The organism is Lichenibacterium dinghuense (genome assembly GCF_021730615.1).
Taxonomy (GTDB): Bacteria; Pseudomonadota; Alphaproteobacteria; order Rhizobiales; family Beijerinckiaceae; genus Lichenihabitans; species Lichenihabitans dinghuensis.
On sequence record NZ_JAJLMN010000001.1, the window covers coordinates 3,724,777 to 3,748,460 of the forward strand.

The window sequence follows — 23,684 nt, forward strand, 5'->3', positions numbered from 1 at the left end:
CCGGCGGCCCGCGGCCCGTCAGGGCCGGGCCAGCACCGGCATGGGCTGGCCGCCGTCCATACGGCTCGACGGGAACTGGCCCGAGTAGCTGTGCCGGAAGGTGGTCTCCTCGACGACCTCGTCCGTGATGACGTCGAACCGGCCCAGGATGGCCGAGCCGAAGGCGGTCGAGATGGCGACGTCGGTGGCGTCGCGGCCGCGCGCCATGACGATGCGGCCGATGCGAGGGCGGTTGTGGCGCGCGTCGAACGTGTACCAGCGGCCCGACAGGTAGACCTCGAACCAGGCGCTCCAGTCCATCGGGTCCGGCACCTTCGGCACGCCGATGTCGCCGAGGTAGCCCGTGCAGTAGCGCGCCGGGATGTTCATGCAGCGGCACAGCGACACCGCGAGATGCGCGAAGTCGCGGCACACGCCCACCTGCTCGCGGTGCCCCTCGCTGGCCGTGCGGGTGTTGCGGGCCATCTGGTAGTCGAAGCGGATGCGGTCGTGCACGTAGTCGACGATGGCCTGCACGCGCGCCCAGCCGCGCGGCGTGCCGCCGAACAGCTGCCACGCCGTGTCGCTGAGCAGGTCCGTGTCGGCGTAGCGGCTGCCCATGAGGAAGATCAGCACGTCGTCGGGCAGGCGGTCGATCGGCACCTCCTGCGCGTCCCAGTTCACCTCGTCGGGCAGCCCGCTGTCCTCCACGACGAAGTCCGCCGACAGCTTGATCTCGCCCGGCGGCACCATCATGCGGGTGAGGCGGTTGCCGAAATGGTCGAGCACGATGCGGGTGGGCAGGTGCGGGTCGGTCCGCATCACCTGCGGGGTGACGATGTCGCGCTCGCGCGACGGATGCACGCTGAGCAGGAACTGCATCGGCACCGCCTGCGGGCAGTAGTAGGACAGGTCGTAACCACAGCGGATCTTCATGGCGGCTTCTCCCCGTGGAGGCTGACGTGCGGGCGGCGCGTAGCAAGAAACGGGCAAACGTCGCGGCATGGCTAAAGTTCTGTTGCCGCGCCTGCCGCAGCGGAAGGATTCAACCGAGCGCGCGGCGCAGCGCTGCGAGCCGCGGCCGGAGCGCGGCGTCGAGGCGCGCGGCCTCCTCCGGGCCCTCGCGGTCCCGCGCCATGGTCAGCTCGCCGACCCGGAAGGCCGGGTAGGCGAGACGGAAGAAGGCGACGAGGCCGCGGTCGCAGTGGGAGCCTGAGCCGCGCTCCACGGCGGCGCGCAGGGCTTCCGCCTCGGCGTCGGACAGGTCCCACTCGACCGCGGCCCCCGCGACGTCCCAGGCGACGTCCTGGCAGCCGACGAGGTCGTGGCCGCAGCAATGGTCGAGTGCGTCCGATTTGAGCAGGGTGCCGCCGCCGTGCAGCCACTCGTGCGGGGCGAGGCGCCCGTCGACCGCGACCGGCCGCGCCGCGCGGGCGAGGGCGGGCAGGCGCGCCTCCCATCCGTCGAGGCGCGCCGCCGCACCGTCCCCGAGCGCCTCGGCGGCGTTGGCGCGCGCCATGGCGAGCAGCGCGTCGAGCGGCGCGCCGTCCCCCGGCCCGCACGGGAAGGCGCGGGCCCGGAACGCGAAGTAGGCGGCGAGCCGTTCCAGCAGCACAGGGCGCGCGACGGCGCCTCGCGCGGCGGGGCGGAGGTCCGCCCGCCAGGGCTCGACCAGGAAGCCGTGCCGGAGCGCGAGCGGCTCGACGCCGAAGCCGGCGGCGTGGAGCGCGCGGGCGCGGTCGAGCTTGGCGCGCCCGAAGCCGCCGAGGCCGGCGAAGCGCAGCAGCACGGTCGCCCGCGCGCCGCGCAGGAGGTATTTGCGCCGCTCGTTCTGGCGGTCGGCGGCGGGCCAATCGGCCGCGTCGGCGTAGCGGTGCCGCCGCCACCCGCCGCCCCCGACGTCCTCGGGCGGCGCCGGCAGCGGCCCCGTGATGTCGGCCACCCAGGCCGCGAGGCCGCGCGCGTCCTCGCCGACCAGCGCCTCGAACGGCGTCACCGCCCGGCGCGCCCCCGCCCACAGGCGCCGGTGCGCGTCGCTGGCCCTCGGGCCGGGCGCGCCGCCGTGGCCGGGCAGCAGCACGATCCGGTCCGCCGCGACGCCGGCGCGGGCGAGCGCGTCGGCGGCGGCACCCATGGAGGAGCCCGACAGGCCCGGCCCTTCGTCGACTACCGCCCAGGCGGCGCCGCGCTCGCCCGCGCCGAGCGGCGGCGCGATCTCGACCTCGCGCGCGAAGGGGTGCCCGTGCGGCCGGGCCGTGCGGGGCGCGGGCGCGCCGAGCGCGGCGGCGACGGCCGCGGCCAGCACCGTGCCGATCGACCGCAGGCCGAGCACGCGGCTCGGGACCGGGGCCGCGAGCCCCGAGGCCGCGCGCCAATGGGCTTCCGGATAGACCGCGTAGTGGCAGAAGCCCTCCGTGCGGCGGATCTCGACGGCGCCGGGCAGGCCCGGCGCGCCGCCCAGGCTCGCGAGCGCCTCTGCGACGTCCGGCGGGACCGCGTCCGGCACGTCGGCGAAGCCGGAGTTCCAGGAGCGGCCCATCACGCCCGCGAGGGCCGAGCACAGCGCCATGGCGCGCGCCGCGGCGTCCGGCGCGCCGCCCTCGGCGTCGGCCAATCCCTGCGCGAGCCCGCCGGCCTCGACCAGCGCCGACACCCAGGCGGCGTGGCGCTCGACGGGCAGCGGTGCGGTCACGGCCTCCGCGAGCCAGCCCCGGACCTCGCCGAGCGCCGCCGCGACGGTCACGCGCCGCGACGCCTTGCCGTACCAGATCACGCCTTCGCCGCGGCCAGGTGGCGGTAGGCGATGGAGGCGAAGAGGTCGAAGTCCGGCACCTCCCAGGCCTCCGACGTGCGGGCGCGGCGGGCGAGGAGCCAGTCGCGCCAGCAGCCGTACTGGGCGGGGCTGGGCGACACGCGGTCGCGCCGGTCCTTGGCGAGGTTCAGGGCGTCGAGCGGCGCCATGCCGCCGGCCACCAGGGCGGCCAGCGCCAGCGTCGCCGAGCGGCCGATGCCGTGCTCGCAGTGGATCAGCAGGCGGCGCCCGGCGGCCCGCTGCGCTTCCGCGAAGGCCACGCCCTCGTCCAGCATGGCGGCCGTGACGGCGGCGTGGTCGTCGGTCGGCAGGTGCAGGAAGGCGATCCCCTGCGCGTGCAGGATCGCGCGCTCGTCGACCGCCTCGCTGCGCAGGTCGACGACGGCGCCGACGCCCTCGTCGGCGGCGAGGCGGGCCGCTTCGGCGTCCGACAGGCGGCCGCCGATCGCGAGGTGGGGCGTGATCCAGGTGAGATTCAACGACGGTTCCGGGCGGGCGGCGGCGGTGGCTGCGGCTTGGCGCAAGACGCGGGATCCCGCAAGGGCCCCGTGCCGCGGGAACCCGCCTCGCATCCGCCGGTTACGCCCAGGTCGCGCGCCCGCTTCCGGGCGCCGCGAGGAGCCGATCCATGACCCGCGACCCCGCCGGAGAACTCTCGATGAAGGAGCGCGCCATCTCGACCGGCATCGGCCTGTTCCTGGCCGCTTCAGCCGCCAAGCCGAGGCCCAACAAGGTGCTGAGCGTGCTGGCGCTGCTGGGCGGCGCCGCGCTCGCCTACCGCGGCACCACCGGCTACTGCCCCGCCAAGGCCGCGCTCGCGGCGCAGCGCTGACGCCGCGGCGGCGGTCGGGGCAGGAGACGCCCCGACCGCGTGCCCGGCCTCGGGCCGCCGGACCGCAGCCTAGTAGGTCGCGGAGCGGCGCGCGAAGAAGCCGTAGATGAAGAGCACGATGATCGCGCCCACGATCGAGGCGACGAAGTGGGCGCCGCCCTCGGGGCCGTACCAGCCGATGGCCCGGCCGAGGTAGGTCGCCACGAACGACCCGATGATGCCCAGCACGGTCGTCATGATGAAGCCGCTGAACTCGTTCGGCCCGCCCATCAGGAATTTCGCGATCACGCCGGCCAGGAAGCCGATGATGATGGTTTCGATGATGCCCACGGGACCGATCTCCAGCCGAGGTGCGGACCGGCTCCCCTGAGCCCCGCCCCCGGTGCCGCATCAACGCCGCATGGGCGCGAAGGTTGACGGCGGCCTGCGTTTTCGCCCGCAGCCGGGGGCGGAACCGTTCAGCGCGCGGCGGCCCGCGGGGGCGGCGCGCTGCCCTCGACCCAATCGGGCCCGCCGAGGGCGATCGGCACGTAGACCGAGGCCAGCGACGACGCGGCCAGGAGCAGCATGAACACCAGACCCCGGCCCAGGCTGGCCCGCTGGGCGGCGCCGACGGCGGCCGCGGCCCGGACGGGGCCGAAGGCGGGTTCGAGGCGGGGCATCGCGAACAGGGCGGGGGCTGGCGGGGTCGGCATGGCGGGGCTCCTCGATGCGCGACCGATATGTGAGAAAAAATCCCACGTCAATATGAGTGGGAAAAATACCCACAAAACGGCCCGTGGTCGTTGAACTCGCTCCAGCCGCGTCCTATGCTCCAGCCGTGCCCGATCCCTCCGCCGACGTCCCGCTGGACACCACCAAGCTTCAGGCCGCGCTCGTGCGCCTGCTGCGCCCGATGGTGCGCCTGCTCGTGCGCCGGGGCATCACCTTCCCGGCGCTGTGCGAGGTCTTGCGCGAGCTCTACGTCAACGTGGCGGAGCACGATTTCGCGCTGCCCGGCAAGGAGCAGACGGACAGCCGCGTCAGCCTGCTGACGGGCATCCACCGCAAGGAGGTGCGGCGCCTGCGCGGCGCGGGCGCGCCCGTCAGCGTCGTGCCGGCGTCGCTGTCGCGCACGAGCCGCATCCTGGCCCGCTGGCTCGCGGACCGGAGCACCACCGACGCGGCCGGCCATCCGCTCCCGCTGCCGCGCGTGGCGCCGGCGGGGCAGCCCTCGTTCGAGGCGCTGGTGGAGTCGGTCACGCGCGACCTGCGCCCGCGCGCCGTGCTCGACGAGTGGATCGACAAGCGCCTCGCCGTGCTCGACGCGGCCGACGTCGTCACGCTGCTGGAGCGGGCCTACGTGCCCGCCGGCGGCGACGACCAGCAGCTCTACTACTTCGGCCGGAACCTGCACGACCACGTCGCCGCCGCGGTCGCCAACGTGTCGGCGGACGCGCCCCGCTTCCTCGAGCGCGCCGTGCACTACGACGGGCTCTCCGCCGGACTGGCAGCCGAGCTCGAGCGCCGCTCGCGCGACCTCGCCATGGACGCGCTGACCGCCGCCAACCGCGCCGCCCACGACGGCTGCGAGTGCGACGCCGGCGGGGGCTGGCGCTGGAACTTCGGCGTCTACGTGTTCGCCGAGGAGGTGGCGCCCTCCGACACCCCGCCGGCCGAGCCACGACCGGCTGAAGGCCCGTCGGCCGGGGCGGCGGCGTGAGCGGACGCCCCTCCCGGTCCCTGTCGCGCCGGAGCTTCGCGGCCCTGGCCCTGCAGGCCCTCGCCCTCTGGAGCGGACGCGCGCGCGCTCAGGACCCGATGGACGGCGCCGACCGCGGGCTCGGCGGCACCGGCGCGGCGCCCACCGACGCGGAGGAGACGCTGGGCCGCGACCGGGGCATCGGCGGAACGGGCGTGATCGGCACGATCCGGCGCTTCGGCTCGATCGTGGTCAACGACCTGCGCGTGACCTTTCCGCCCGACGTGCCGGTGTCGATCGACGGGCGGCCCGCGGCGGCGCGCGACCTCAGGCTCGGCCAGGTCGTGCGCGTGCTGGCGCGGCAGCGCGGGGGCGTCCTCGTCACCCGCGCCATCGTGGCGGACAGCGAGGTCGTCGGGCCGGTGGGGGCGTCCGGCCCCGGGCGGCTCGTGGTGCTGGGCCAGCGCGTCCTCGTGCCGGAGGGCGTCGCGGTGCCGGCGCATCGCGCGGGCGACCTGCTCGCGGTCAGCGGGCTGCGCCGGCTCGACGGCGCCGTCGTGGCGAGCCTGATCGAGCGGCGGCCGCCGGGTCCGTCGCGCCTGCGCGGCCCGGTCGAGGCCGGCGCGGACGGCGGCCCGGCGGTCGGCGGCCTCGCCGTCGCGGGGCTCGCGCCGGCGCTGATCGGGCGCCGGGTGTCGATGGCCGGCGCGCTGCGGAACGGGACGTTCCATCCCTCCGCCGTGACGGTCGAGCCGCGCGTGCCCTTCGCGGAAGCCGACGCCGTGTCGGTGGAGGCCTACGTGGCGCGGGTGCCCGACGGGCTGCGGCTCGGCTCCGGCCTCGACGTCGCGGCGAGCCCCGCGGCGCTGGCCGAGCTGGGGGAGCAGGGCGGGGTGCGGGCCGTGGTGGTGGCGCGGCCGATTCCGGCCGGGCGTCTCGCCGCGCAGTCGCTGCACGTGGAGGCCGGCCCGCGCGGGACGGGCCGGGACGGCCTCGACCGCGGTCCGGCCGCGCCGGGCGCCCGCGGCCCCGCGGGGCCGGGCGGTGCCGCCGCGCCGGGGCCGGGGAACCGCGACGGCGGATCGCGCGATGGAGGTCCGCGCGGCGGCAACAGTCCCGGTGGCGGCGCGGGCGGCGGGCGCGGCGGCCCGGGGCGGTGACAGCCGCCGGGCCGGGAGGGGCGGGGGGCTCGCCCCGGTGCGGTCTCAGCCCTTCTTGGCGCGCGCCATGGCCTCGCGGATCAGGGTCTTGGCCTCTTCGGCGCCGACCCACTTCACGATCTTGACCCACTTGCCGGGCTCGAGATCCTTGTAGTGGGCGAAGAAGTGCTCGATCTGCTCCAGCGTGATCTGCGGCAGGTCGGTGTATTCCTGGATCTTCTCGTAGCGGCGGGTGAGCTTGGTCACCGGCACGGCGATGATCTTCTCGTCGCCGCCGCTCTCGTCCTCCATCAGCAGCGCGCCCACGGGGCGGCAGGCCATCATGGCGCCGGGCACGATCTCGCGGGTGTTGGCCACGATGACGTCGCACGGGTCGCCGTCGTCCGACAGCGTGTGCGGGATGAAGCCGTAGTTGCCCGGATAGCGCATCGACGTGTGGAGGAATCGGTCAACCTTGAGGATGCCGGCGTCCTTGTCGAGCTCGTATTTGATCGGCTCGCCGCCGATCGGCACTTCGATGATGACGTTGACTTCGTCAGGCGGGTTCTTGCCGATCGCGATGGCGTCGAGGTTCACTGGGCGTCTCCGATGGTACTTGGATCCGCCGTCCCGGGCCGGGGCAGCGGAAGCGCGACCGCTCATAGCGCGCTTTGCGCGCGGGCGAAATCGCCCGATGGCCGGAGCGTCAATCGAAGCCGAACGCGATGCGACCACGCATTTCGGGGCCGAAGCGCTCCTCGGCCCGCCGCACGATGCGGCCGCCGAGCCGGAGGTAGAAGGAGGTGGCGCGCTCGTTGTCGGCCAGCGCCCACACGAGGCACGTCTCGTAGCCGTGTTCGGCGAGGTCCTTGCGGGCGGCCTGGAACAGGCGGCGGCCGAAGCCCATGCCCTGGTATTCGGGGGCGAGGTAGAGCTCAAAGATCTCGCCCCGGTAGGGCAGGGCGGGCACCCGGTTGCGGCCGTAGCTGGTGTAGCCGCCGATCCGGTCGTCGAAGTCGAGGACCGACAGCCGGCTGCCGTTGCGGATGGCCTTCAACCACCAGGCGGGGCCGCGCCGCGCCACCATCTTGTCGAGTTCGCGGCCCGGGATGATGCCGCGATAGGCGTCGAGCCAAGCCGCGTCGTGGACCGCGGCGATGGCATTCGCATCGCCCGTCCGTGCCCCTCGGATCGTGATCAGAGTCTCGGCCATGCGCGATGGTAGGGCTGTGCCCGTCCGTCGCGCAAGGGCCGAAATGCGGGGATGCTACCGCGGCTGTTGGGCGCGGCGGCCGTCGCCGCGGGGCCGCTCCGCCCCCTGGCCGGCGCCCTGCGCGGCGGGACGCGGGCGGTGCTGCGCGGGGGCCGCCGGGCGCGACGGGCCGGCGCTGGGCCGGGGCGCGCCCTCGGCGCCGTGGCGCTGCCCGTTCTGCTGCTGCCCCTGCCGGTTCTGGCCGGGGCGGCCGCCGTTGCTGCGGTTCTCGCCTCCGCCGTGACTTTGGCCCTGCGGCTTGCCGCCCTGGCCCTGGCGCCCCCGCACGGCGCGGGGGTCGCGGTAGGGCACCTCGGCCTGGGTCGGGGCCGACACGCTGCCGGGCTTGCCCTCGATCACCGGCACCTTCTGGCGGATCAGCCGCTCGATGTCGCGCAGGAACGAGCGCTCGTCCTCGCCGCAGAGCGAGACGGCCTCGCCGTCGGCGCCCGCGCGGGCCGTGCGGCCGATGCGGTGGACGTAGGTTTCCGAGATGTTCGGGATGTCGAAGTTGATGACGTGGCTGACCCCGTCGACGTCGATGCCGCGGGCCGCGATGTCGGTGGCGACGAGCAGGCGCGAGGCGCCCGACTTGAAGGCCGCGAGCGCGCGCTCGCGGTTGTTCTGGCTCTTGTTGCCGTGGATGGCGTCGGCCTTGAACCCCGAAGCGTTGAGGTACTTCACCACCTTGTCGGCGCCGTGCTTGGTGCGGGTGAAGACCAGCGCGCGGGTGATGGTGTCGTCGGCCAGCAGCCCGTGCAGCATGGCCTGCTTGTCGCGCGTCGGGCAGAAGATCACGCTCTGGCGGATGCGCTCGGCGGTGGACGACACCGGCGCCACCGCGACCTCGACCGGGTTCGTCAGCAGGCTCGAGGCCAGCTTGGCGATGGCGGGCGGCATGGTGGCGGAGAAGAACAGGCTCTGGCGCTTCTTCGGCAGCAGGCCGACGATCTTCTGGATGTCGCGCATGAAGCCGAGGTCGAGCATGCGGTCGGCCTCGTCGAGCACGAAGTAGCCGACCTCGTCGAGGGTGAGGGCGCGCTGGTTCAGGAGGTCGATCAGGCGGCCCGGGGTGGCCACCACGACGTCGACGCCCGGCGCGCAGGCGCGGATCTGCCGGCCCACCGGCACGCCGCCGAACACCAGCGTGGTCGAGACGCGCAGGAACTTGGCGTAGGCGATGATGTTCGCCTCGATCTGGCTCGCCAGCTCGCGGGTGGGCGACAGGATCAGCACCCGGCAGGCGCGGGGGCGCGGCTTGTCGGCCGACAGGGTCAGGCGGCCGAGGATCGGCAGCGAGAAGGCGGCGGTCTTGCCGGTGCCGGTCTGGGCGATGCCGAGGAGGTCGCGGCCGGCCAGCACGTGCGGGATCGCGCCGGCCTGGATCGGGGTCGGGGTCTCGTAGCCCTCGGCGGCCAGCGCCTGGAGGATCGGCGCGGGGAGGCCGAGGTCGGTGAATGTCGTCAAAGGGTCCTGACTTTTCGTTCGAACTGCGCCGCAAGCCTCCAGGCGCGCCTCGAAGTGTGAGGCCGCCATCGTCCGGAGCAGGGCGCGAAAAGGCCGGGAACGGGAAGCTCCCACTCCGGGGTGGGAGGAGCATGGGCGCGACGCGCGCCATGTGTCCGGCTGACACCCATATGCCCGTGCTGCGGTGCGAAATCAACGGGACGGCGCGCGATCGCGGGGGAATGCGTGCATCGAACGGCGCGGTTCGCGCGTCGTCGCCAGTGCACCGAACCAGACAGGCGATGAACCACCTGTCTGGTGCGAGCCGGTGCACCACCGGCGGGCGCGCGGGAGGACCACGGACATGGCTGCGACGAACCGGGACCCGAAGCGCGACGGCGCCGTCGAGCGGGCGGCGGCCGTTGTGCCACCCCCGGCCGGGCGGGCCTTCCGCTTCGTGGTGGTGAGCCTCCTCGCCGTGTCGACCGGCGCGCTCGTCGCCGTCGCGGTGCTCGCGGCGCTGATCTACCAGCGCGTCGGGACGGTCGACGTGGCGTCGCTGAAGTCCGACATCGCGGGGGTGAAGACCGAGACGGCGAGCTTCCACGCCGACGTGGCGAAGGCGATGGCGTCGCTGCAGAAGAGCATGGCCGACACCGCCAACGAGGTGAACTCCGCGACGCTGCAGCTCAACGACATCGCGCTGAGCCTGCACAGGAAGCCGTGAAGGCGGCGCGGCCTCGGAATCGGTCGCGCCCGGTGGTTCGGCTGGATCCCGGGTCGAGCCCGGGATGACGGCGGGGAGGTCCGTGTAGTGCGTCCCGGTGTCGTCCCGGGCGAGGGGCCGCAGGCCCGGAGACCCGGGATCCAGCCCGCGACGGCGCGGCCGGGTGCGGACGCTCGAAGGAGTTCAATCCCTCAATGGAGCTGCGAAGACAGGTCTTGCCAGTCCGGGTTGCTCTTCTCGATCAGCTCCAGCTTCCAGCGCCGGTGCCAGCGCTTGATGCGCTTTTCCGCCGCGATCGCCTCGACCACGTCGTCGTAGGCCTCGGCCCAGACGAGCCGGACGACGCCGTAGCGCCTGACGAAATCGGAGCCGCGACCGTTCCGGTGCTCGTCGACGCGGCGGCCGAGGTCGTTCGTCACGCCCGTGTAGAGCGTGCCGTTGCGCTTCGAGGCGAGGATGTAGACCGAGTAGGGCATCGTGCGTGGTGGCTTGACCGACGCATGATCGCAGTTCGCTCGGAGGTCGCAAGGGGCGTCGTGCGATCGGTGGCCGGGCGCGTCCCGTCGTTCGGCTGGATCCCGGGTCGAGCCCGGGATGACGGCGGAGAGGTGCTGCTCCGGTGGTCGGCGCTCAGGGCTTTCTGGTCGCCACGAGGTCGAGGTCCACCGTGACGTTCAGGGCCACGTAGTCGCCCGACGTCCAGGCGCCCTGGCCGACGCCGAAGTCCGTGCGGACCAGCTTGGCGTGGCCGACCGCGTGGGCCTGGTCGCCGCTGATCGTCAGCGTGAAGGGCAGCACCACGTCCTTGGCAGTGCCGCGCAGCGTCAGCTTGCCGGCGGTCTCGTAGGCGTCGCCGCCCTTGGGCGTGAAGCCTGACGCGTCGAAGCTCGCCGTCGTGAAGGCGGAAGCGTCGAACCAGTCGGGCGTCGGCAGGGCCTCGTCCTTCTGCGGGTCGCCGGTGGTGGCGCTGGCCGTGTCGACCTTGACCGAGACGCGGGCGGCCTCGGGGTGGGCGGGGTCGAAATCGATCGCCGCCGTCCAGGTCTTGAAATGGCCCGTGAAGGGCGTGCCGGTCTGGTCCCCGGTGAAGCCGAGCGTGCTCTTCGCCGGGTCCACCGTCCAGGTCGCGGCCCCGGCCGCGCCGGCGCCGGCCAGCAGAACCGCCGCGGCGAGCGGGATCGTTCGGATCATGGAAGCCTCTCGGGTCGGGGCCGGCCGAGGAAGGGCAGGCCGGGGATCATGCGGCGCAGCACGCCGTCGCGCAGCACGACGTGGTGGCGCAGGGCCGCGCCGGCGTGGAGGACGAAGAGCGCGATCAGCGCGTAGCCGCCCCAGGCGTGCAGCCAAGCCAGGACCGGCGAGGCCTGGGCCTTGTTCCAGCCGAACCAGGCCGTCACGGGGATGTGGGGCCAGGGCACGCGGCCGTAGAGCACCGTGGGGATGTTGAGCGGGGACGCCGACACCAGCAGCCAGCCGACGAGCGGCATGCCGATCATCAGCGCGTAGAGCAGCACGTGGGTGCCCTCGGCGGCGCCCTTCTCCCACCGCGGCATGCCCACGGGCAGGGGCGGCGGCCGGTGGGTGAGGCGCCAAGCGAGGCGCAGCGCGGCGGCGGCGAGGATCGTGATGCCGACCGACTTGTGGAGCTGGAACAGGGTGAACTTCCACGCCGTCGGGATCGGCGCATGCGTCATGGCGAGGCCCATGGCCAGCATCGCGAGGATGCCGAGGCCGATCGTCCAGTGGAGGACGATCGCCACCCAGGTGAAGCGCGGGGCGGCGGGGGAGCGGACGGCGGATGCGGTCAAGGCGGGCCTCCCGGGAGGTGCTCCCCGGCCGGGCGCGGCCGGGGAGCGTCGCGGATCTTACTTCGCCTTCTCGAAGGCGGCGTCGATGTCGATGTCCACGGCGTCCGAGATCATCGGCGCGTAGGTCTTCACGCCGAACTCGGTGCGCGTGATCTGGCCGCGGGCCTCGAAGCCGCTGGTGTAGTGCTTGTTGACGGGGTTCGTGCCGGCGGCGTTGAACTTCACATGCAGGGTGAGCGGCTTGCTCACGCCGTGCAGCGTGAAGTCGCCGACCACGTCGGCGGTGTCGGCGCCGGTCTTCGTCACCTTGGTGGACTTGAAGGTGATCTGCGGGAACTTGGCGGCGTCGAGCCACTGCGGGCCGACGAGCTCCTCGCGCAGCTTGGCGTTCGGCACGGCCACGCTGTCGGTGGCGACCGTGATGTCGACCTTCGAGGCGTCGGGGTTCGCGGGGTCGAGCACCAGCGTGCCCGACACCTTGCGGAACTCGCCGTCGTATTTCGTGAAGCCGAAGTGGGTCACGTCGAAGCGCACGCGGGTGTGCTCGGGCTCGATCGTGTAGGTGCCGGCCTCGGCTTTGGAGGGATCGGTCACCGCCTGGGCGAAGGCCGGGACGGAGACGGAGGCGAGCAGGGCCGCGAGGGCGAGGGTGGTCTTCATGGAAGGCAGCGTCCTGGATGCGGCGCGGCGGGGGGGCCGCCGCGCGTGCCGCCTGTCTAGGCCCGGGGCTTTCGGCCGGATAGCCGCGAAAACTCGGGCTGAACCATCGAGAAAGTCGATGGGTCACGCGGCTTCCAGGCACGCGAGCGTGCCGCCCGCGGGGGCGAGGCCGCGCACGTGGCGGCGGTGCCAGAGCGCGAAGAACAGGAGGCGCCACGCGAGCAGCCGGTGCGCCTTGTCGGCGCTGGTGAAGACGCCCCGCACCACCTCGGGCCGGCACAGCTCGGCCACGCCCGGCTCGCGCGCCACGAGCTCGCCGAGGCGCGCCCCGTCGCGCGCGATCCACTCGCCCACCGGCACGGTGAAGCCGAGCTTCTTGGCGAAGGGCTTCGCGGCCGGGTTGGCGTCGGCGAGCCAGCGGCGCAGCAGGTACTTGCCCTGGCCGCGGCGCAGCTTCAGCCCGTTCGGCAGGGCGAAGCCGAAATCCGCCACGCTCCGGTCGAGCAGCGGCGTGCGCCCTTCGAGGCCCCAGTGCATCAGGCAGCGGTCGAGCGCGACCAGCACGGAATGGGGCAGCCAGTCGGCGAAGTCGAGCGCCTGGGCGCGCTGGAGCCCGTTGAAGCGGTGCGTCGCCGCCTCGGCCTCGGCGGCCGCGATGCCGTCGCGCCAGCCCGTCATCGGCTGCGCGAACAGGTCGAGCCCGTCGCAGGGGCCCTTGCGGCGGCGGGGCCGGCCGCCGAGCCAGCGCGGCAGCGCCTGGCGGCGGTAGCGGCTGTAGCCGGCGAAGATCTCGTCGCCGCCGACCCCGCAGAGCACCACCTTCACGTCCCGCGCGGCGCGCTCGGCGAGCAGGAAGTTCGGCACCACGGCGTAGTCGGCCACTGGGTCGTCGAGGCAGGCGGCGATCTCGGGCAGGCGCGCGAAGAAGGTGTCGGCCGTGATGGGCAGCTCGGTGTGGCGCGCCCCGGCGGCCCGCGCCATGGCGGCGGCCGTCTCGCGCTCGTCGTGCACGCCGGTCTCTGGGAAGGCCGCCGTGTAGGAGCGCACCGGCTCGGCGTCGAGCCGCGCCATGGCGGTCAGCACCGCCGAGGAGTCGATGCCGCTCGACAGGAACAAGCCGTAGGGCACGTCCGCGCGCTCGTGCATCGCCACCGTGTCCATCACCACGCGGTCGACCGCGCCGAGGGCGGCCGGCTCGCGCGCGCGGCGCACCGCCTCGGGCAGCACGGGCGGGCCATGGCGGCGCTCGACGATGCGGCCGCCCTCGACCACCAGGATCTCGCCCGGCATCACGCGGCGGATGCCGGCGAAGACCGTGTCGCGCCCGGTGGTGAACTGGAGCTGCAGGAGCTCGTGGACCGCCTCGGCGCGGATCGGCACCGCGTTGGGGCCGGCGCTCTCGCGCCGCGCCGCCACGATGGCCTGCGGCTCGGACGCGAAGGCGATCCCGTCCGGCTCCTCGGCGTAGTAGAGCGGCTTGATGCCGAACGGGTCGCGCGCCAGCACCACGCGGCCCCGCGCCGGGTCGTGCAGCGCGAGGGCGAACATGCCGCGCACGTCCTCCAGGAAGTCGAGGCCACGGCGGTCGTAGAGCGCGAGCAGCGGCTCGCAGTCGCCCGCCGTGCGCCAGTCGACGCCCGTCAGCGCGCGGCGCAGCTCGACGTAGTTGTAGATCTCGCCGTTGGCCACCAGCGCCCGGCCGCTCCCGTCGAACAGCGGCTGGTCGGAGGCCGCGAGGTCGATGATGGCGAGGCGCTCGTGGCGGAGGCCGACGGCGCCTTGGAGGTACTCACGGTGTCCGTCCGGGCCGCGGTGCGCCAGCGCCCGGCCCATGGCGGCGAGGCGCGCCGCCGGCACGGGGGCGCCGTCCCGCATCATCATGCCCGATATGCCGCACATGGCCTCTCCCGCGCCGAACCGGCGCCACGGGTAGCGGAGGGGCGGGGCCGGCGCAAACCGGGCATCCCAGGCCCTCGGCCTCACGCCCCCGGCCGCCGCACCACCAGCGCCAGCACGAACAGCCCGCCCGCCGCCGCCGTGACGATGCCGACCGGCAGCTCCTGCGGGGCCAGCACGGTGCGGCTCACGAGGTCGCCGCCGAGCAGCAGCGCGGCGCCCATCAGCGCGCTCGTCGCGACGAGAGGCCCGTGCCGAACGCCGACCAGGGCCCGCGCGACGTGGGGCACCATCAGCCCGACGAAGCCGATCACCCCGGCGAGCGCCACGAGCGCGGCGGTCGACAGGGCGCAGAGCAGGAACACCGCGCCGCGCAGCCGGCGCACGTCGACGCCGAGCGAGGCGGCCGTGTCCTCGCCGGCCAGCAGCGCGTCGAGCTGCGCGCGCAGGCCGAGGCCCGTGGCGATGGCGACGCCCGCGCCGGCGAGGCCGACGGGCAGGTTGTCCCAGGCCGCGAGGCCGAGGCCGCCCACCGACCAGAAGAGCACCGAGGTGGTCGCGCGCTGGTCGCCGGCGAAGACCAGGAACAGCGTGACGGCGCCGAACAGGAACGAGGTGGCGAGCCCGGCCAACACCAGCCGCTCGCCGCCGCGCCCGTTCTGCGTCGACACGAGGCCGAACACGATCGCCGCGGACAGCAGCGCCCCCGCGAAGGCGGCGGCGGGCAGCGTCCAGGGGCCGAGCCGGTAGCCGAACAGGGTGATGACCGAGACCGCCCCGGCGGCGGCGCCGGACGACAGGCCGAACAGGAAGGGATCGGCGAGGTCGTTGCGGGTCGTGGTCTGCAGCAGCGCGCCCACCACGGCGAGGCCGGAGCCGGTGCAGGCGGCGAGGATCACGCGCGGCAGGCGCAGATCGAGCACGATGCGGTGGAGCGGCGCCCCGACGCCGGCGTCGAGCCCAGGCGCGAGCGGGGCCAGCAGCACGCGCAGCACGGAGCCGAAGGGCAGCGGCGTCGCGCCCTCGGCGATGCCGAGCAGCGCGAGCGCGAGGACGAGCGCGAGGCCGGCGGCGCAGACGAGGGCGGGGCGGCGGGCTCTCCGCTCATCCCCGCGCATGCGGGGATCCAGCGTAGAGATGTCGGCGGAAGGCCGTCCACACCATCCTGCCCTCCGCGTCCCGCGCCGTCGCAGTCAAAGGTCGGCCGTCGGCCGGACTCCTGGCGCTGGATCCCCGCCTTCGCGGGGACGAGCGGGAAAGGATCACGGCTTCGCCGGGAACGCGTCCGGGTGCAGGGCACGCGCCAGGGCCTCGATCGCGTCGATGTTGGCGGGGCCGGGGGTGAGCTGCTCGTAGCGCAGCGGCAGGAAGCGGTGGTTCTTCACCGCCGCCGTCTCCTTCATGGCGGGGTGGTGCTCCAGGAAGTCGAGCAGCTTCCGGTAGCCGGCGCCGTCCTGGTAGTCGAGCAGCACCAGGAACTGCGGGTCGCGCGCCGCCACGTCCTCCCACGAGGTCTTGCCCCAGCTCATGGGCCGGTCCCCGAGCACGTTGGTGCCGCCCGCCGCCTCGATCAGCGCCGTCGGCATGGCGAAGGACCCGGCCGTGAAGGGCTGGTCCTCGCCGGAATCGTAGACGAAGACGCTCGGCGCGGGCTTCCCCTTCACGGCCTGCGCCACCGCGGCGACGCGCGCCCGCCAGCCGTCCACCACGGCTTTCGCCTCCGCGTCCTTCCCGAAGATCGTGCCGAGCGCGAGCTCGTCCTTGTAGAGCAGGTCCATGTCGGCGCGGGGGCGCGCGCGATCGACCTGCGCGCAGCTCTCGGTCAGCACGTAGGTCTTGATGCCCTTGGCGGCCAGCGTGTCCGGCGTGACGTCGCCGCCGGGCTTCATGCCGTAGTACCAGCCGGCGAAGAAGAAGTCGGCGTCGGCCGCGACCAGCGTCTCCAGCGTCGGGTATTTCGGCGCGAGCTCGGGGATCGCGCCCTGCGCGGCCTTGAAGGCGGGCGACACCTTGTACCAGCCCGTGATGCCGGTGACGCCCGCCATGTCGGGCTGGAGGTGCAGCGCGAAGGCCATCTCGCTCATGTCGATGTCGTGCACCACGGCGCGCTTGGGCGCCGCGTCGAAGGTGAGCGTGCGGCCGCAGTTCTCGACCGTGACCGGGTAGGCGAGGGCGGGGGCGGCGGGGAGCAGGGCTGCCGCGCCGGCGAGGGCGGCGGCCGCGAAGGAAAGGCGCATGGAAGGGTCTCGTCGAGGGAAAGGGGTCACGCCGGCTGCGGCGCGTGGAAGACCATGACGCCGCGGCTGGAGCCGGGGGGCGTGGCGGTGAAGCTGTCCATGGCGAAGACCGCGCGGACCACCGCGGGCGCGAGCGCCTCGGCGGGGGGCGCCAGGGCGACCACGCGGCCGCGGTCCAGCACGGCGACGCGGTCGGCGAAGGGCGCCACGAGGGCGAGGTCGTGCAGCACCGCCACGACCGCGACGCCGAGGCCGCGCGCGAGGTCGAGCATGTCCGCGCGGGCGCGGGGGTCGAGGTGGTTGGTGGGCTCGTCGAGGACCAGCAGCTCGGGCTCCTGCGCGAGGGCCCGCGCGATGGCGCCGCGCTGGCGCTCGCCGCCCGACAGCGCGTCGAGCCGGCGGCCCGCGAGGTGCCCGAGCCCGACGCGCTCCAGCGCGGCCCCGACCGCGCGGGCGTGCTCGGCGGCCGGCACGCGCCCGCGGTGCGGCACGCGGCCGAGCGCCACGGATTCGGCGAGGCTCAGGCGCGGGTCCGGCGCGTCGTTCTGCGCCACGGCGGCGACGCGCAGCGCGCGCCAGCGCGCCGGTGCCGCGTGGAGGGATCGCCCGTGGAGCGTCACGCGGCCGCGCGTCGGGGCGGCGAGGCCGGCCATCAGCCGGGCCAGCGTGGTCTTGCCGGCGCCGTTCGGCCCCACGACGGCGAGGCGCTCTCCGCGGCCGAGCCGCAGCGTCACCCCGTCGACCAGGCTCCGCCCGCCGAGCGCGAAGCCCGCGCCCTCGACGGCGAGCCCGCGCTCACCCTCATCGTCCATGGGTCCACCCTCCGAGACCGCGCCGCCGGCGGCGAAGGGAGCGGGGCGGGGCAGCGGGGCGCGAGGCGCCGGAGGCCCGCGCAGGGCGGGCGGCGCACAGCGGGTCCCGACCGCCCGCCGCGGTCCTTCCGTCGCATCGAGGCTGGTTTCCGGGCTCGGACGTTGGCCGACAGGGCCGGGGCGCGACGCCTTCCCGGGCCTGTCGGCCCAGTGGCGGATGTCGCACCTTGACGTCCACACCGTTGCGGGGGCAGCGCCGGCGTCGCACCGGCTTCCCAATTCTCCGCCGCGCGACCCGCGCGGACGGCACCTCGATGCTGCATCCTGGCCCGGCGGCGGCGGGACAGCAAGAGGGGAGGCGGCGGGAGCGCGCTGCAGGAGTCGAGTGCAATACGTTATAACATAACATTATCCTGGTCTGGACCTTCGCGGCGGCCCCGTCAAGGGCGCCCGTCCGGCCGCTTCCGGTTTCGTGGCACGAAGCCGCGAGGTCGGGCGTTCGGCCTGTGGGAGATCGGGGAGGCGGGCTTGGTCAGGACGCTCATCGCTGTCGCGGCCCTGGCCCCGCTCGTCCTCGCGGCAGGGGCCGCGGCGGCCGACAGGGCCGACGAGGTCGACTTCGTGACACGGGCCTCGGCGGGCGACCTGATGGCGGTGGCGGAGTCGCGCGTGGCGCTCCGGCGCGCGGCCCGCGGCTCCGGCGTGGCGGTGCCCACGGCGCTCGATCCCGGCCGGGCCGCGCGGCTCGCCTCGTTGCGGGACCTGTCCGGCGCGGCCTTCGACCGCGCCTACCTGGCCGATCAGGCGGAGATCCACTCCAACGCCCTGACGCTCTACGGCGACGACATGCTGCTCGGGGACGACCCCCGGCTGAAGGCGCTCGCGATCCGGATGATCCCGGCCGCCGAAGCCGAGTTCACGGCGGTCCAGGCGCTCTCGAACCGCTGACGCGCCCTCACCGCCGCCTCACCCGCATGCGGATCGGCCGGTCGGGACGCAGCGTCACGTGCATGGTCGCGTGGGGTTCGGCGCCGGCAGATTCCAGCCTGAAGGCGCGCAGCACCACCGCCAGCACCGCGACGGCCTCCAGCGTCGCGAAGCCCGCGCCGATGCACACGCGCGGCCCGGCCCCGAAGGGCATGAAGCTGTAGCGGTGGCGCGTTCTGGTCCGCTCCGGCATGAAGCGCTCGGGGTCGAAGCGCTCCGGCTGGTCCCACAGCAGGCGGTTGCGGTGCAGCGCGTGGATGGGCACGATCAGCACGGAGCCCTCCTCGGCCCGCGCCGGCCCGAGCCGGAAGCCGCGCCGCACCCCTCGGCCGATGATGGGCGCCGGCGGGTAGAGGCGGCACGCCTCCTCGAAGACGGCGCGCGCGAAGGCGAGGCGCTCGACGTGCTCGGGTCGGACCGGGCCGCCCCCGGTGACGGCCTCGACCTCGGCCACGAGCCGCGCCTCGTGCTCGGGGTGCCGCGATAGGAGGTGCAGCGACCAGGCGAGTGCGACCGCGGTGGTCTCGTGCCCGGCCATGACGAAGGTGGCGATGTTGTCGGCCAGCTCGTCGTCCGTCATGGCGCGGCCGGTTTCGGGGTCGGCGGCGCCGAGCAGCGCCGCCACGAGGTCGTCGGCCGCACCCGGCTCTGCCCTGCGCCGCGCCACCTCGCGCCGCATGGCGCCCTGGAAGGAGCGCGCCGCAGCCATCGCCCGGCGCCGGCCGGGGTGCGGCATCCAGCCCGGCAGTCCCAGCATGGCGCATGCGAACATCCACCCGGCCGGGGCGAGGTAGTCGGACACGCTGCGGACGATGCGGGCGACGTCGAGGTCACCGCCGCCGGGCAGCATCGTGGCGACGATGATGTCGAGGGTCGTCACCGAGGTCTCGTGGCCGACGTCCACCTCGGCGCCGTCGCCGAGGCTCGCCCAGCGCCGGGTCATAGCTTCGGCGGCGGCGATCATGGCGGGCAGAAAGGCGCCGAGCCGGCCGGGCGCGAAGGCGGGGGCCGCGCCCCGCCGCTGCCATCGCCAATGCGCGCCCTCGGCGGTGAGCAGGCCCTGGCCGAGCGCGGGGCCGAGCACCCGTCCGACGTCGGACGTCTTGGCGAGGTCGTCGGCGTGGCGCACCAGCGCGTCCTGGATCAGGGGCGGGTCGACGAGGTAGAGCCTCTGCCCGCCGGCGAAGCGGGCCCGCACGAGCGGCGCCGCATAGGCTTCGGGCGGGACGGAGGTGAGCGGATCGCGCACCAGCCGGGCCAGCACGCCGAGCGTCGTCATGCGGCTCTCGACGAGGGCGGTCGGCTCGGCGGCGGGGGCGGTAGTGGTCAGGCCGTCCGGCATATCGTCCCCCGTCACGGCGCTTCGCGCGTCGGCGCGGCGCATTCACCACACCGTCCGCGCGACGTTCAAACCCGGTTCACCGCGGCTTGCCAAGGATGGCCGCCGACCGTAGCGTGAAATTCAACTGCGGTGCTGAGCCCCGGGCCGACGTCGCTCGGAGCCTGTCACCGCCTCTAGGAGACGAGTCTTGGATCGTCGCACATTCCTGATCGGGGCCGGGAGCCTCGCGGCTTCCGCGCTGCTGTGGCGGCCCGGGCTCGCGCTGGCCGACACGCCGAAGCCCTACGACGCGTCGATGACGCCGCCCGTCACGAACCGCGACGACTTCGTGAAGTGGATGGTGGCGAACCGCGCCGAGGACCCGAAGTTCCTCAACGAGAAGTGGGACCGCTACGAGGCCCTGCTGCGCAACCACGACATCTGGGACGCCAAGGACGGCCGCGCCTTCCTGCTGACGCCGCGCGAGGACTTCGTGCGCCCCGCCAACCTGTCGCGCGCCTACGACCACGCCTTCCTGGACATCGGCTACGGCGTGACCATCTCGGGCCCCCACGCGGTGGCGCGCATGACCTCGTCGCTCGACGTGAAACCCGGCGAGAAGGTGCTCGAGATCGGCACGGGCTCGGGGTACCAGTCGGCCTACCTCAGCCACCTCACCGACAAGGTGTGGTCGATCGAGATCATCAAGCCGCTGGCCGAGCGCACCCGCGCCACCTACGACGAGCTGATCGGCCACGGCTACAACGAGTTCAAGGCCATCTCGTCCAAGAACGCGGACGGCTATTACGGCTGGGCCGAGAACGGCCCCTTCGACAAGATCGTCGTCACCTGCGGCATCGACCACATCCCGCCGCCGCTGCTCCAGCAGCTCACGCCCGGCGGCATCATGGTGATCCCGGTGGGGCCGCCCGGCGCCCAGCGCGTGCTCAAGGTCGAGAAGACGGTGGCGGCCGACGGCACCATCACGGTGGCGCGCTCCGACATCTTCAACAAGGTCGTGCCCTTCGTCCCCTTCACCAAGCTCGAAGGCGACACGATCCAGGGCAACCACAACAAGTGACCTCCCCTCCGCCCGTCCCCGCGACGCGCAGCCCCGCTGCGCCGGCGGGGATCCGGCGCGAGACGACGGCCGCGGGCCGGCCTCGGTGCCACCGCATCCCGGAGGCGGCGCGGGTCGGGAGGACTGACGGCCTTCGGCCGACATTTGCGCGCTGGATCCCCGCCTGCGCGGGGAGGAGCGGAAGAGGACGAGCGATTTCCCGATGACCGCGCAAGCCCCGGCGACCGCCGCCCGCACCCGCGCGCCGATCGGCTGGGAGGGCTGGGACCCGTCCCGCCCCGCCGGCCCGTCCCGGCCCGAACCGCTCGCGGCCGCGGAGCCCGCGCAGGGGCTGATGCCGAGCCTGCCGCTCTACCTCGGCGTCGGTCTCGTCGCGGGCGCCGTCATCGCGCTGCAGATCTGCATCATGCGGATCTTCTCCGTCGGCTCCTGGGCGCATTTCGGCTCGCTGGTGGTGAGCCTCGCCATGCTGGCCTTCGGCCTCGTGTCGGCGGTCATGTGCATCGGCAAGGGCTTCTTCGCCCGGCACTGGCGCGCCGTCGCCGGCACCTCGCTGGTGCTCTTCGCGCCGCTGCTGGTGGCCGCGAACCTCCTCGCCCAGCAGGTGCCGTTCAACGCCATCTTCCTGCTGTCGGACCCGAACCAGAAGTGGCGCCTCGCCGCGAACTTCGGCCTCTACCTCGTGCCCTTCATCGCGGGGGCGCTGTTCCTCGGCACGGTGTTCCTGAAGGCGGACCGCTTCTTCGCGCGCGTCTACTTCGCCGACCTCGTGGGCGCGGGGCTCGGCGGCCTCCTGTTCCTCGGCACGCTGTTCCTCCTGCCGCCCGAGAACCTCGTCGTCACGCCGATCCTGCTCGCGCTGGCCGGGGGCCTGTGCTGGTTCTCGGCGGCCTCGCCGGCCGCCACGGCGCTCCGGGCCGACGCGGCGCTGCTCGCCGTCGGCGCGCTGGCGGTCGCGGCCCACTTCGTCGTGCCGGCCCAGTTCGGCCTCAATACCCTGGCGGTGTCGGACTACAAGGGCGTGTCCTACGCCCGGAAGTTCCCGGACAGCCACCTCGTCTACCGCGACTACTCGCCCTTCGGCGACATCGCGGTCTACGGCTCGTCCTACCTGCATTTCGCGCCGGGCCTCAGCGACAACGCGGCCTTCAACCTGCCTCAGGTGCCCGAGAACGCCTACCTCGGCCTCTACATCGACGGCGAGGGCCCGAGCGGCATCATCCGGAACCTCAAGCCGGAGGAGACGGCCTATTTCCGCTTCCTCCCCATGGTCTACCCCTACCTGATCGCCCACGACCCGGACACGTTCGTGATCCAGTTCGGCGGCGGCATCTCGACCGACGTGGCGCTGCGCGACGGCTCGAAGAGCGTCACGGTCGCGGAGTCGAACCCCGCCATCCTCCGCGCCTTCCGCACCGACCCGACGCTGAAGGGCTTCACCGGCGACGTGCTGAACGACCCGCGCGTGCACGTGGTCGACTACGACGGCCGCCTCTTCCTCGCGGCGCATCCGGAGTCCTACGACGTCGTCGACCTGTCCCTCGCCGATTCCGCCGGCCTGTCGGCGCCGGGCGGCTTCGCCATCGTCGAGAAATACGGCTACACGCGCCAGGCGATGGAAACCTACATGCGGGCGCTCAAGCCCGGCGGGATCCTGTCCGTCACGCTGTGGAACAAGGAGGAGCCGCCCAAATCGGTCCTCAAGCTCTACGCGACGATCGCCGAGGCAGCCCGCGCCGTCGACCCGGACGCGGCGACCCGCGACCAGCCGCAGGCCATCGCGAACAGCCTCTTCGCCGTGTCGTCCTACCTGTCGACCGCGACGGTGCTCTACAAGAAGGGCGGCTTCACGCCGGCCGAGGTCGCGACGCTCCGCGACCACACCCACGCGATGTCGTTCGACGACATCTACTACCCCGGCATCCCGTTCGACGCCTCCGCGACCGACAAACTCCTCAGCGACTACCGCAACGCCATCTTCTCGGATGCGCCCTCGCCCGCCGCCGGCAAGGCCGCGCCGGCGGACGGCTCCGCGCCCGCGGCCGGCGCCTCGGAGGACGACGGCGACGACGGCGCGCCCGGCCCGGCCCCGAAGGTGCTGCCCTCGACCCTGATGGGGCGCCTCGCCTTCCATGCCCTCGTCTACGGCGGCTGGCCCGAGGTCGCGCAACGCTACGTCTTCGACACCCGCGCCCTCACCAACGATCGGCCCTACTTCGCCGCCTACGTGAAGCCGCGCGACCTGCCGAACCTGCTCGACCGGCTGGAGATCGTCCAGGACGAGTGGGGCTACCTGCTGCTCTGGGCGACGCTCGGGATCGCGACGGTCGCGGCGGCTTCGCTGGTGGTGCTGCCCGTCGTCTTCGGCTGGCGCGTCGCCTTCTCGGCCGCGCCCGGCAAGGGGCGGACGATCCTGTACTTCGCCTGCCTGGGCCTCGGCTACATCGTGGTCGAGGTCGGGCTCATCGCCGACTACACGCTGGCGCTCAACAACGCGACCGTGTCGGCCTCGATCCTCATCACCTCCATGCTGGTCTTCTCGGGGCTCGGCTCGCTCACGGCCGAGCGCACGCTCGACCGGGCCCGGAACGTGCTGCCGATCATCCTATGCGCCATCGGCGCGATCCTGATCGGCTACGGCTTCTTCCTCGACCGCGCGTTGGTGCTGATCGGGACGCTGCCCTACGCCCTGCGGCTGCTGATCTGCTTCCTCACGGTCGCGCCGCCCGCCTTCCTCATGGGCTTCCCCATGCCGACCGCCATGACGTGGCTGGCGCGGCTCGGCAAGGAGCACATGTTCCTGTGGGCCTGGGGCATCAACGGCAGCTTCTCGGTCGTGGGCGCCGCCGCGGTGCCGCTCATCGCCACCGCCTTCGGCCTGTCGACCGTGCTGACGGTCGGCGGCGTCGCCTACCTGGTCGCCATCCCGGCCTTCTTCGCCGTGCTGCTGCCCGCGACGAGCCGCAGGCGGCGCGGGGCGGCCGGGCTGCCGTTAACGATGCAGACACCATAGC

At 73.8% G+C, this 23,684-nt stretch carries 24 protein-coding genes and 1 riboswitch; of the genes, 7 read left to right on the forward strand and 17 right to left on the reverse strand.

What is annotated here, in order from left to right; translation table 11 throughout:
- Positions 1-18: 18 nt before the first annotated feature.
- From L7N97_RS17780 to L7N97_RS17790, 3 genes are all read right to left on the reverse strand, one after another.
- Entirely contained in the window at positions 19-915 is an 897-nt protein-coding gene (locus L7N97_RS17780) for a transglutaminase-like domain-containing protein (protein ID WP_237479631.1), read from the reverse strand.
- Between the two features lie 109 nt (positions 916-1,024).
- Positions 1,025-2,752: a hypothetical protein gene (locus L7N97_RS17785; protein WP_237479632.1), complete on the reverse strand. Its 1,728-nt coding sequence runs from the start codon at positions 2,750-2,752 to the stop codon at positions 1,025-1,027.
- Positions 2,749-3,270 (reverse strand): protein-tyrosine phosphatase family protein, encoded by a 522-nt coding sequence (locus L7N97_RS17790; protein ID WP_237479633.1) that lies wholly within the window; start codon positions 3,268-3,270, stop codon positions 2,749-2,751. Before L7N97_RS17790 ends, L7N97_RS17785 begins: the two co-directional genes overlap by 4 nt.
- A gap of 149 nt (positions 3,271-3,419) precedes the next feature.
- Between L7N97_RS17790 and L7N97_RS17795 the strand changes: the two genes are divergently transcribed.
- Positions 3,420-3,623: a YgaP-like transmembrane domain gene (locus L7N97_RS17795; RefSeq protein ID WP_237479634.1), complete on the forward strand. Its 204-nt coding sequence runs from the start codon at positions 3,420-3,422 to the stop codon at positions 3,621-3,623.
- A 69-nt stretch (positions 3,624-3,692) separates the two neighbouring features.
- On the opposite strand, the gene L7N97_RS17800 is transcribed toward L7N97_RS17795, so the two are convergent.
- Both L7N97_RS17800 and L7N97_RS17805 read right to left on the reverse strand, forming a co-directional pair.
- Complete coding sequence (locus L7N97_RS17800) at positions 3,693-3,953, reverse strand: GlsB/YeaQ/YmgE family stress response membrane protein (RefSeq protein WP_237479635.1); 261 nt, start codon at positions 3,951-3,953, stop codon at positions 3,693-3,695.
- A gap of 128 nt (positions 3,954-4,081) precedes the next feature.
- On the reverse strand, positions 4,082-4,318 hold the full coding sequence (locus tag L7N97_RS17805; protein WP_237479636.1) for a hypothetical protein: 237 nt from the start codon (positions 4,316-4,318) through the stop codon (positions 4,082-4,084).
- A 125-nt stretch (positions 4,319-4,443) separates the two neighbouring features.
- Between L7N97_RS17805 and L7N97_RS17810 the strand changes: the two genes are divergently transcribed.
- Positions 4,444-5,325, forward strand: a complete 882-nt coding sequence (locus tag L7N97_RS17810; protein WP_237479637.1) for a DUF6502 family protein — start codon at positions 4,444-4,446, stop codon at positions 5,323-5,325.
- Entirely contained in the window at positions 5,322-6,464 is a 1,143-nt protein-coding gene (locus tag L7N97_RS17815) for a hypothetical protein (protein ID WP_237479638.1), read from the forward strand. Before L7N97_RS17810 ends, L7N97_RS17815 begins: the two co-directional genes overlap by 4 nt.
- Positions 6,465-6,509: 45 nt before the next feature.
- Here L7N97_RS17815 and ppa read toward each other — a convergent pair whose 3' ends face one another.
- From ppa to L7N97_RS17830, 3 genes are all read right to left on the reverse strand, one after another.
- Positions 6,510-7,040: an inorganic diphosphatase gene (gene ppa / locus L7N97_RS17820; protein ID WP_237479639.1), complete on the reverse strand. Its 531-nt coding sequence runs from the start codon at positions 7,038-7,040 to the stop codon at positions 6,510-6,512.
- A 109-nt stretch (positions 7,041-7,149) separates the two neighbouring features.
- Complete coding sequence (locus L7N97_RS17825) at positions 7,150-7,656, reverse strand: GNAT family N-acetyltransferase (protein ID WP_237479640.1); 507 nt, start codon at positions 7,654-7,656, stop codon at positions 7,150-7,152.
- A 54-nt stretch (positions 7,657-7,710) separates the two neighbouring features.
- The gene (locus L7N97_RS17830) at positions 7,711-9,162 is read right to left on the reverse strand and encodes a DEAD/DEAH box helicase (protein WP_237479641.1); all 1,452 of its coding nucleotides are present in this window, start codon (positions 9,160-9,162) and stop codon (positions 7,711-7,713) included.
- Positions 9,163-9,505: 343 nt separating this feature from the next.
- Here L7N97_RS17830 and L7N97_RS17835 point away from each other — a divergent pair, with 343 nt between their 5' ends.
- Positions 9,506-9,868 carry a hypothetical protein gene (locus tag L7N97_RS17835; RefSeq protein WP_237479642.1) on the forward strand — a complete coding sequence of 121 codons (363 nt, stop codon included), beginning with the start codon at positions 9,506-9,508 and terminating at the stop codon, positions 9,866-9,868.
- Between the two features lie 191 nt (positions 9,869-10,059).
- Here L7N97_RS17835 and L7N97_RS17840 read toward each other — a convergent pair whose 3' ends face one another.
- The 8 genes from L7N97_RS17840 to L7N97_RS17875 all read right to left on the reverse strand — a co-directional run bounded on the left by L7N97_RS17840 (position 10,060) and on the right by L7N97_RS17875 (position 17,281).
- Positions 10,060-10,344 carry a GIY-YIG nuclease family protein gene (locus L7N97_RS17840; RefSeq protein WP_237479643.1) on the reverse strand — a complete coding sequence of 95 codons (285 nt, stop codon included), beginning with the start codon at positions 10,342-10,344 and terminating at the stop codon, positions 10,060-10,062.
- Between the two features lie 154 nt (positions 10,345-10,498).
- Positions 10,499-11,059 carry a YceI family protein gene (locus tag L7N97_RS17845; RefSeq protein WP_237479644.1) on the reverse strand — a complete coding sequence of 187 codons (561 nt, stop codon included), beginning with the start codon at positions 11,057-11,059 and terminating at the stop codon, positions 10,499-10,501.
- Positions 11,056-11,676, reverse strand: a complete 621-nt coding sequence (locus L7N97_RS17850) for a cytochrome b (RefSeq protein WP_237479645.1) — start codon at positions 11,674-11,676, stop codon at positions 11,056-11,058. The genes L7N97_RS17845 and L7N97_RS17850 overlap by 4 nt, the downstream gene beginning before the upstream one ends.
- Before the next feature lie 57 nt (positions 11,677-11,733).
- Entirely contained in the window at positions 11,734-12,336 is a 603-nt protein-coding gene (locus L7N97_RS17855; RefSeq protein ID WP_237479646.1) for a YceI family protein, read from the reverse strand.
- A 123-nt stretch (positions 12,337-12,459) separates the two neighbouring features.
- The gene (gene asnB / locus L7N97_RS17860; RefSeq protein ID WP_237479647.1) at positions 12,460-14,235 is read right to left on the reverse strand and encodes an asparagine synthase (glutamine-hydrolyzing); all 1,776 of its coding nucleotides are present in this window, start codon (positions 14,233-14,235) and stop codon (positions 12,460-12,462) included.
- An 80-nt stretch (positions 14,236-14,315) separates the two neighbouring features.
- Positions 14,316-15,350 carry a FecCD family ABC transporter permease gene (locus tag L7N97_RS17865; protein WP_237479648.1) on the reverse strand — a complete coding sequence of 345 codons (1,035 nt, stop codon included), beginning with the start codon at positions 15,348-15,350 and terminating at the stop codon, positions 14,316-14,318.
- Between the two features lie 144 nt (positions 15,351-15,494).
- A complete protein-coding gene (locus L7N97_RS17870; protein ID WP_237479649.1) occupies positions 15,495-16,469 on the reverse strand; it encodes an ABC transporter substrate-binding protein in 975 nt (324 codons plus the stop codon).
- Positions 16,470-16,495: 26 nt separating this feature from the next.
- Positions 16,496-17,281 (reverse strand): ABC transporter ATP-binding protein, encoded by a 786-nt coding sequence (locus tag L7N97_RS17875; protein WP_237479650.1) that lies wholly within the window; start codon positions 17,279-17,281, stop codon positions 16,496-16,498.
- A gap of 123 nt (positions 17,282-17,404) precedes the next feature.
- Positions 17,405-17,610: riboswitch (cobalamin riboswitch) on the reverse strand.
- 199 nt (positions 17,611-17,809) lie between these two features.
- Here L7N97_RS17875 and L7N97_RS17880 point away from each other — a divergent pair.
- On the forward strand, positions 17,810-18,229 hold the full coding sequence (locus L7N97_RS17880) for a DUF4142 domain-containing protein (RefSeq protein WP_237479651.1): 420 nt from the start codon (positions 17,810-17,812) through the stop codon (positions 18,227-18,229).
- Positions 18,230-18,236: 7 nt separating this feature from the next.
- On the opposite strand, the gene L7N97_RS17885 is transcribed toward L7N97_RS17880, so the two are convergent.
- Complete coding sequence (locus L7N97_RS17885; RefSeq protein ID WP_237479652.1) at positions 18,237-19,625, reverse strand: cytochrome P450; 1,389 nt, start codon at positions 19,623-19,625, stop codon at positions 18,237-18,239.
- A 172-nt stretch (positions 19,626-19,797) separates the two neighbouring features.
- On the opposite strand from L7N97_RS17885, the gene L7N97_RS17890 reads away from it, so the two are divergent.
- Together L7N97_RS17890 and L7N97_RS17895 are read left to right on the forward strand one after the other, a co-directional pair.
- Complete coding sequence (locus L7N97_RS17890) at positions 19,798-20,670, forward strand: protein-L-isoaspartate O-methyltransferase family protein (protein ID WP_237479653.1); 873 nt, start codon at positions 19,798-19,800, stop codon at positions 20,668-20,670.
- Positions 20,671-20,872: 202 nt separating this feature from the next.
- A complete protein-coding gene (locus L7N97_RS17895; RefSeq protein ID WP_237479654.1) occupies positions 20,873-23,683 on the forward strand; it encodes a hypothetical protein in 2,811 nt (936 codons plus the stop codon).
- Position 23,684 lies beyond the last annotated feature (1 nt).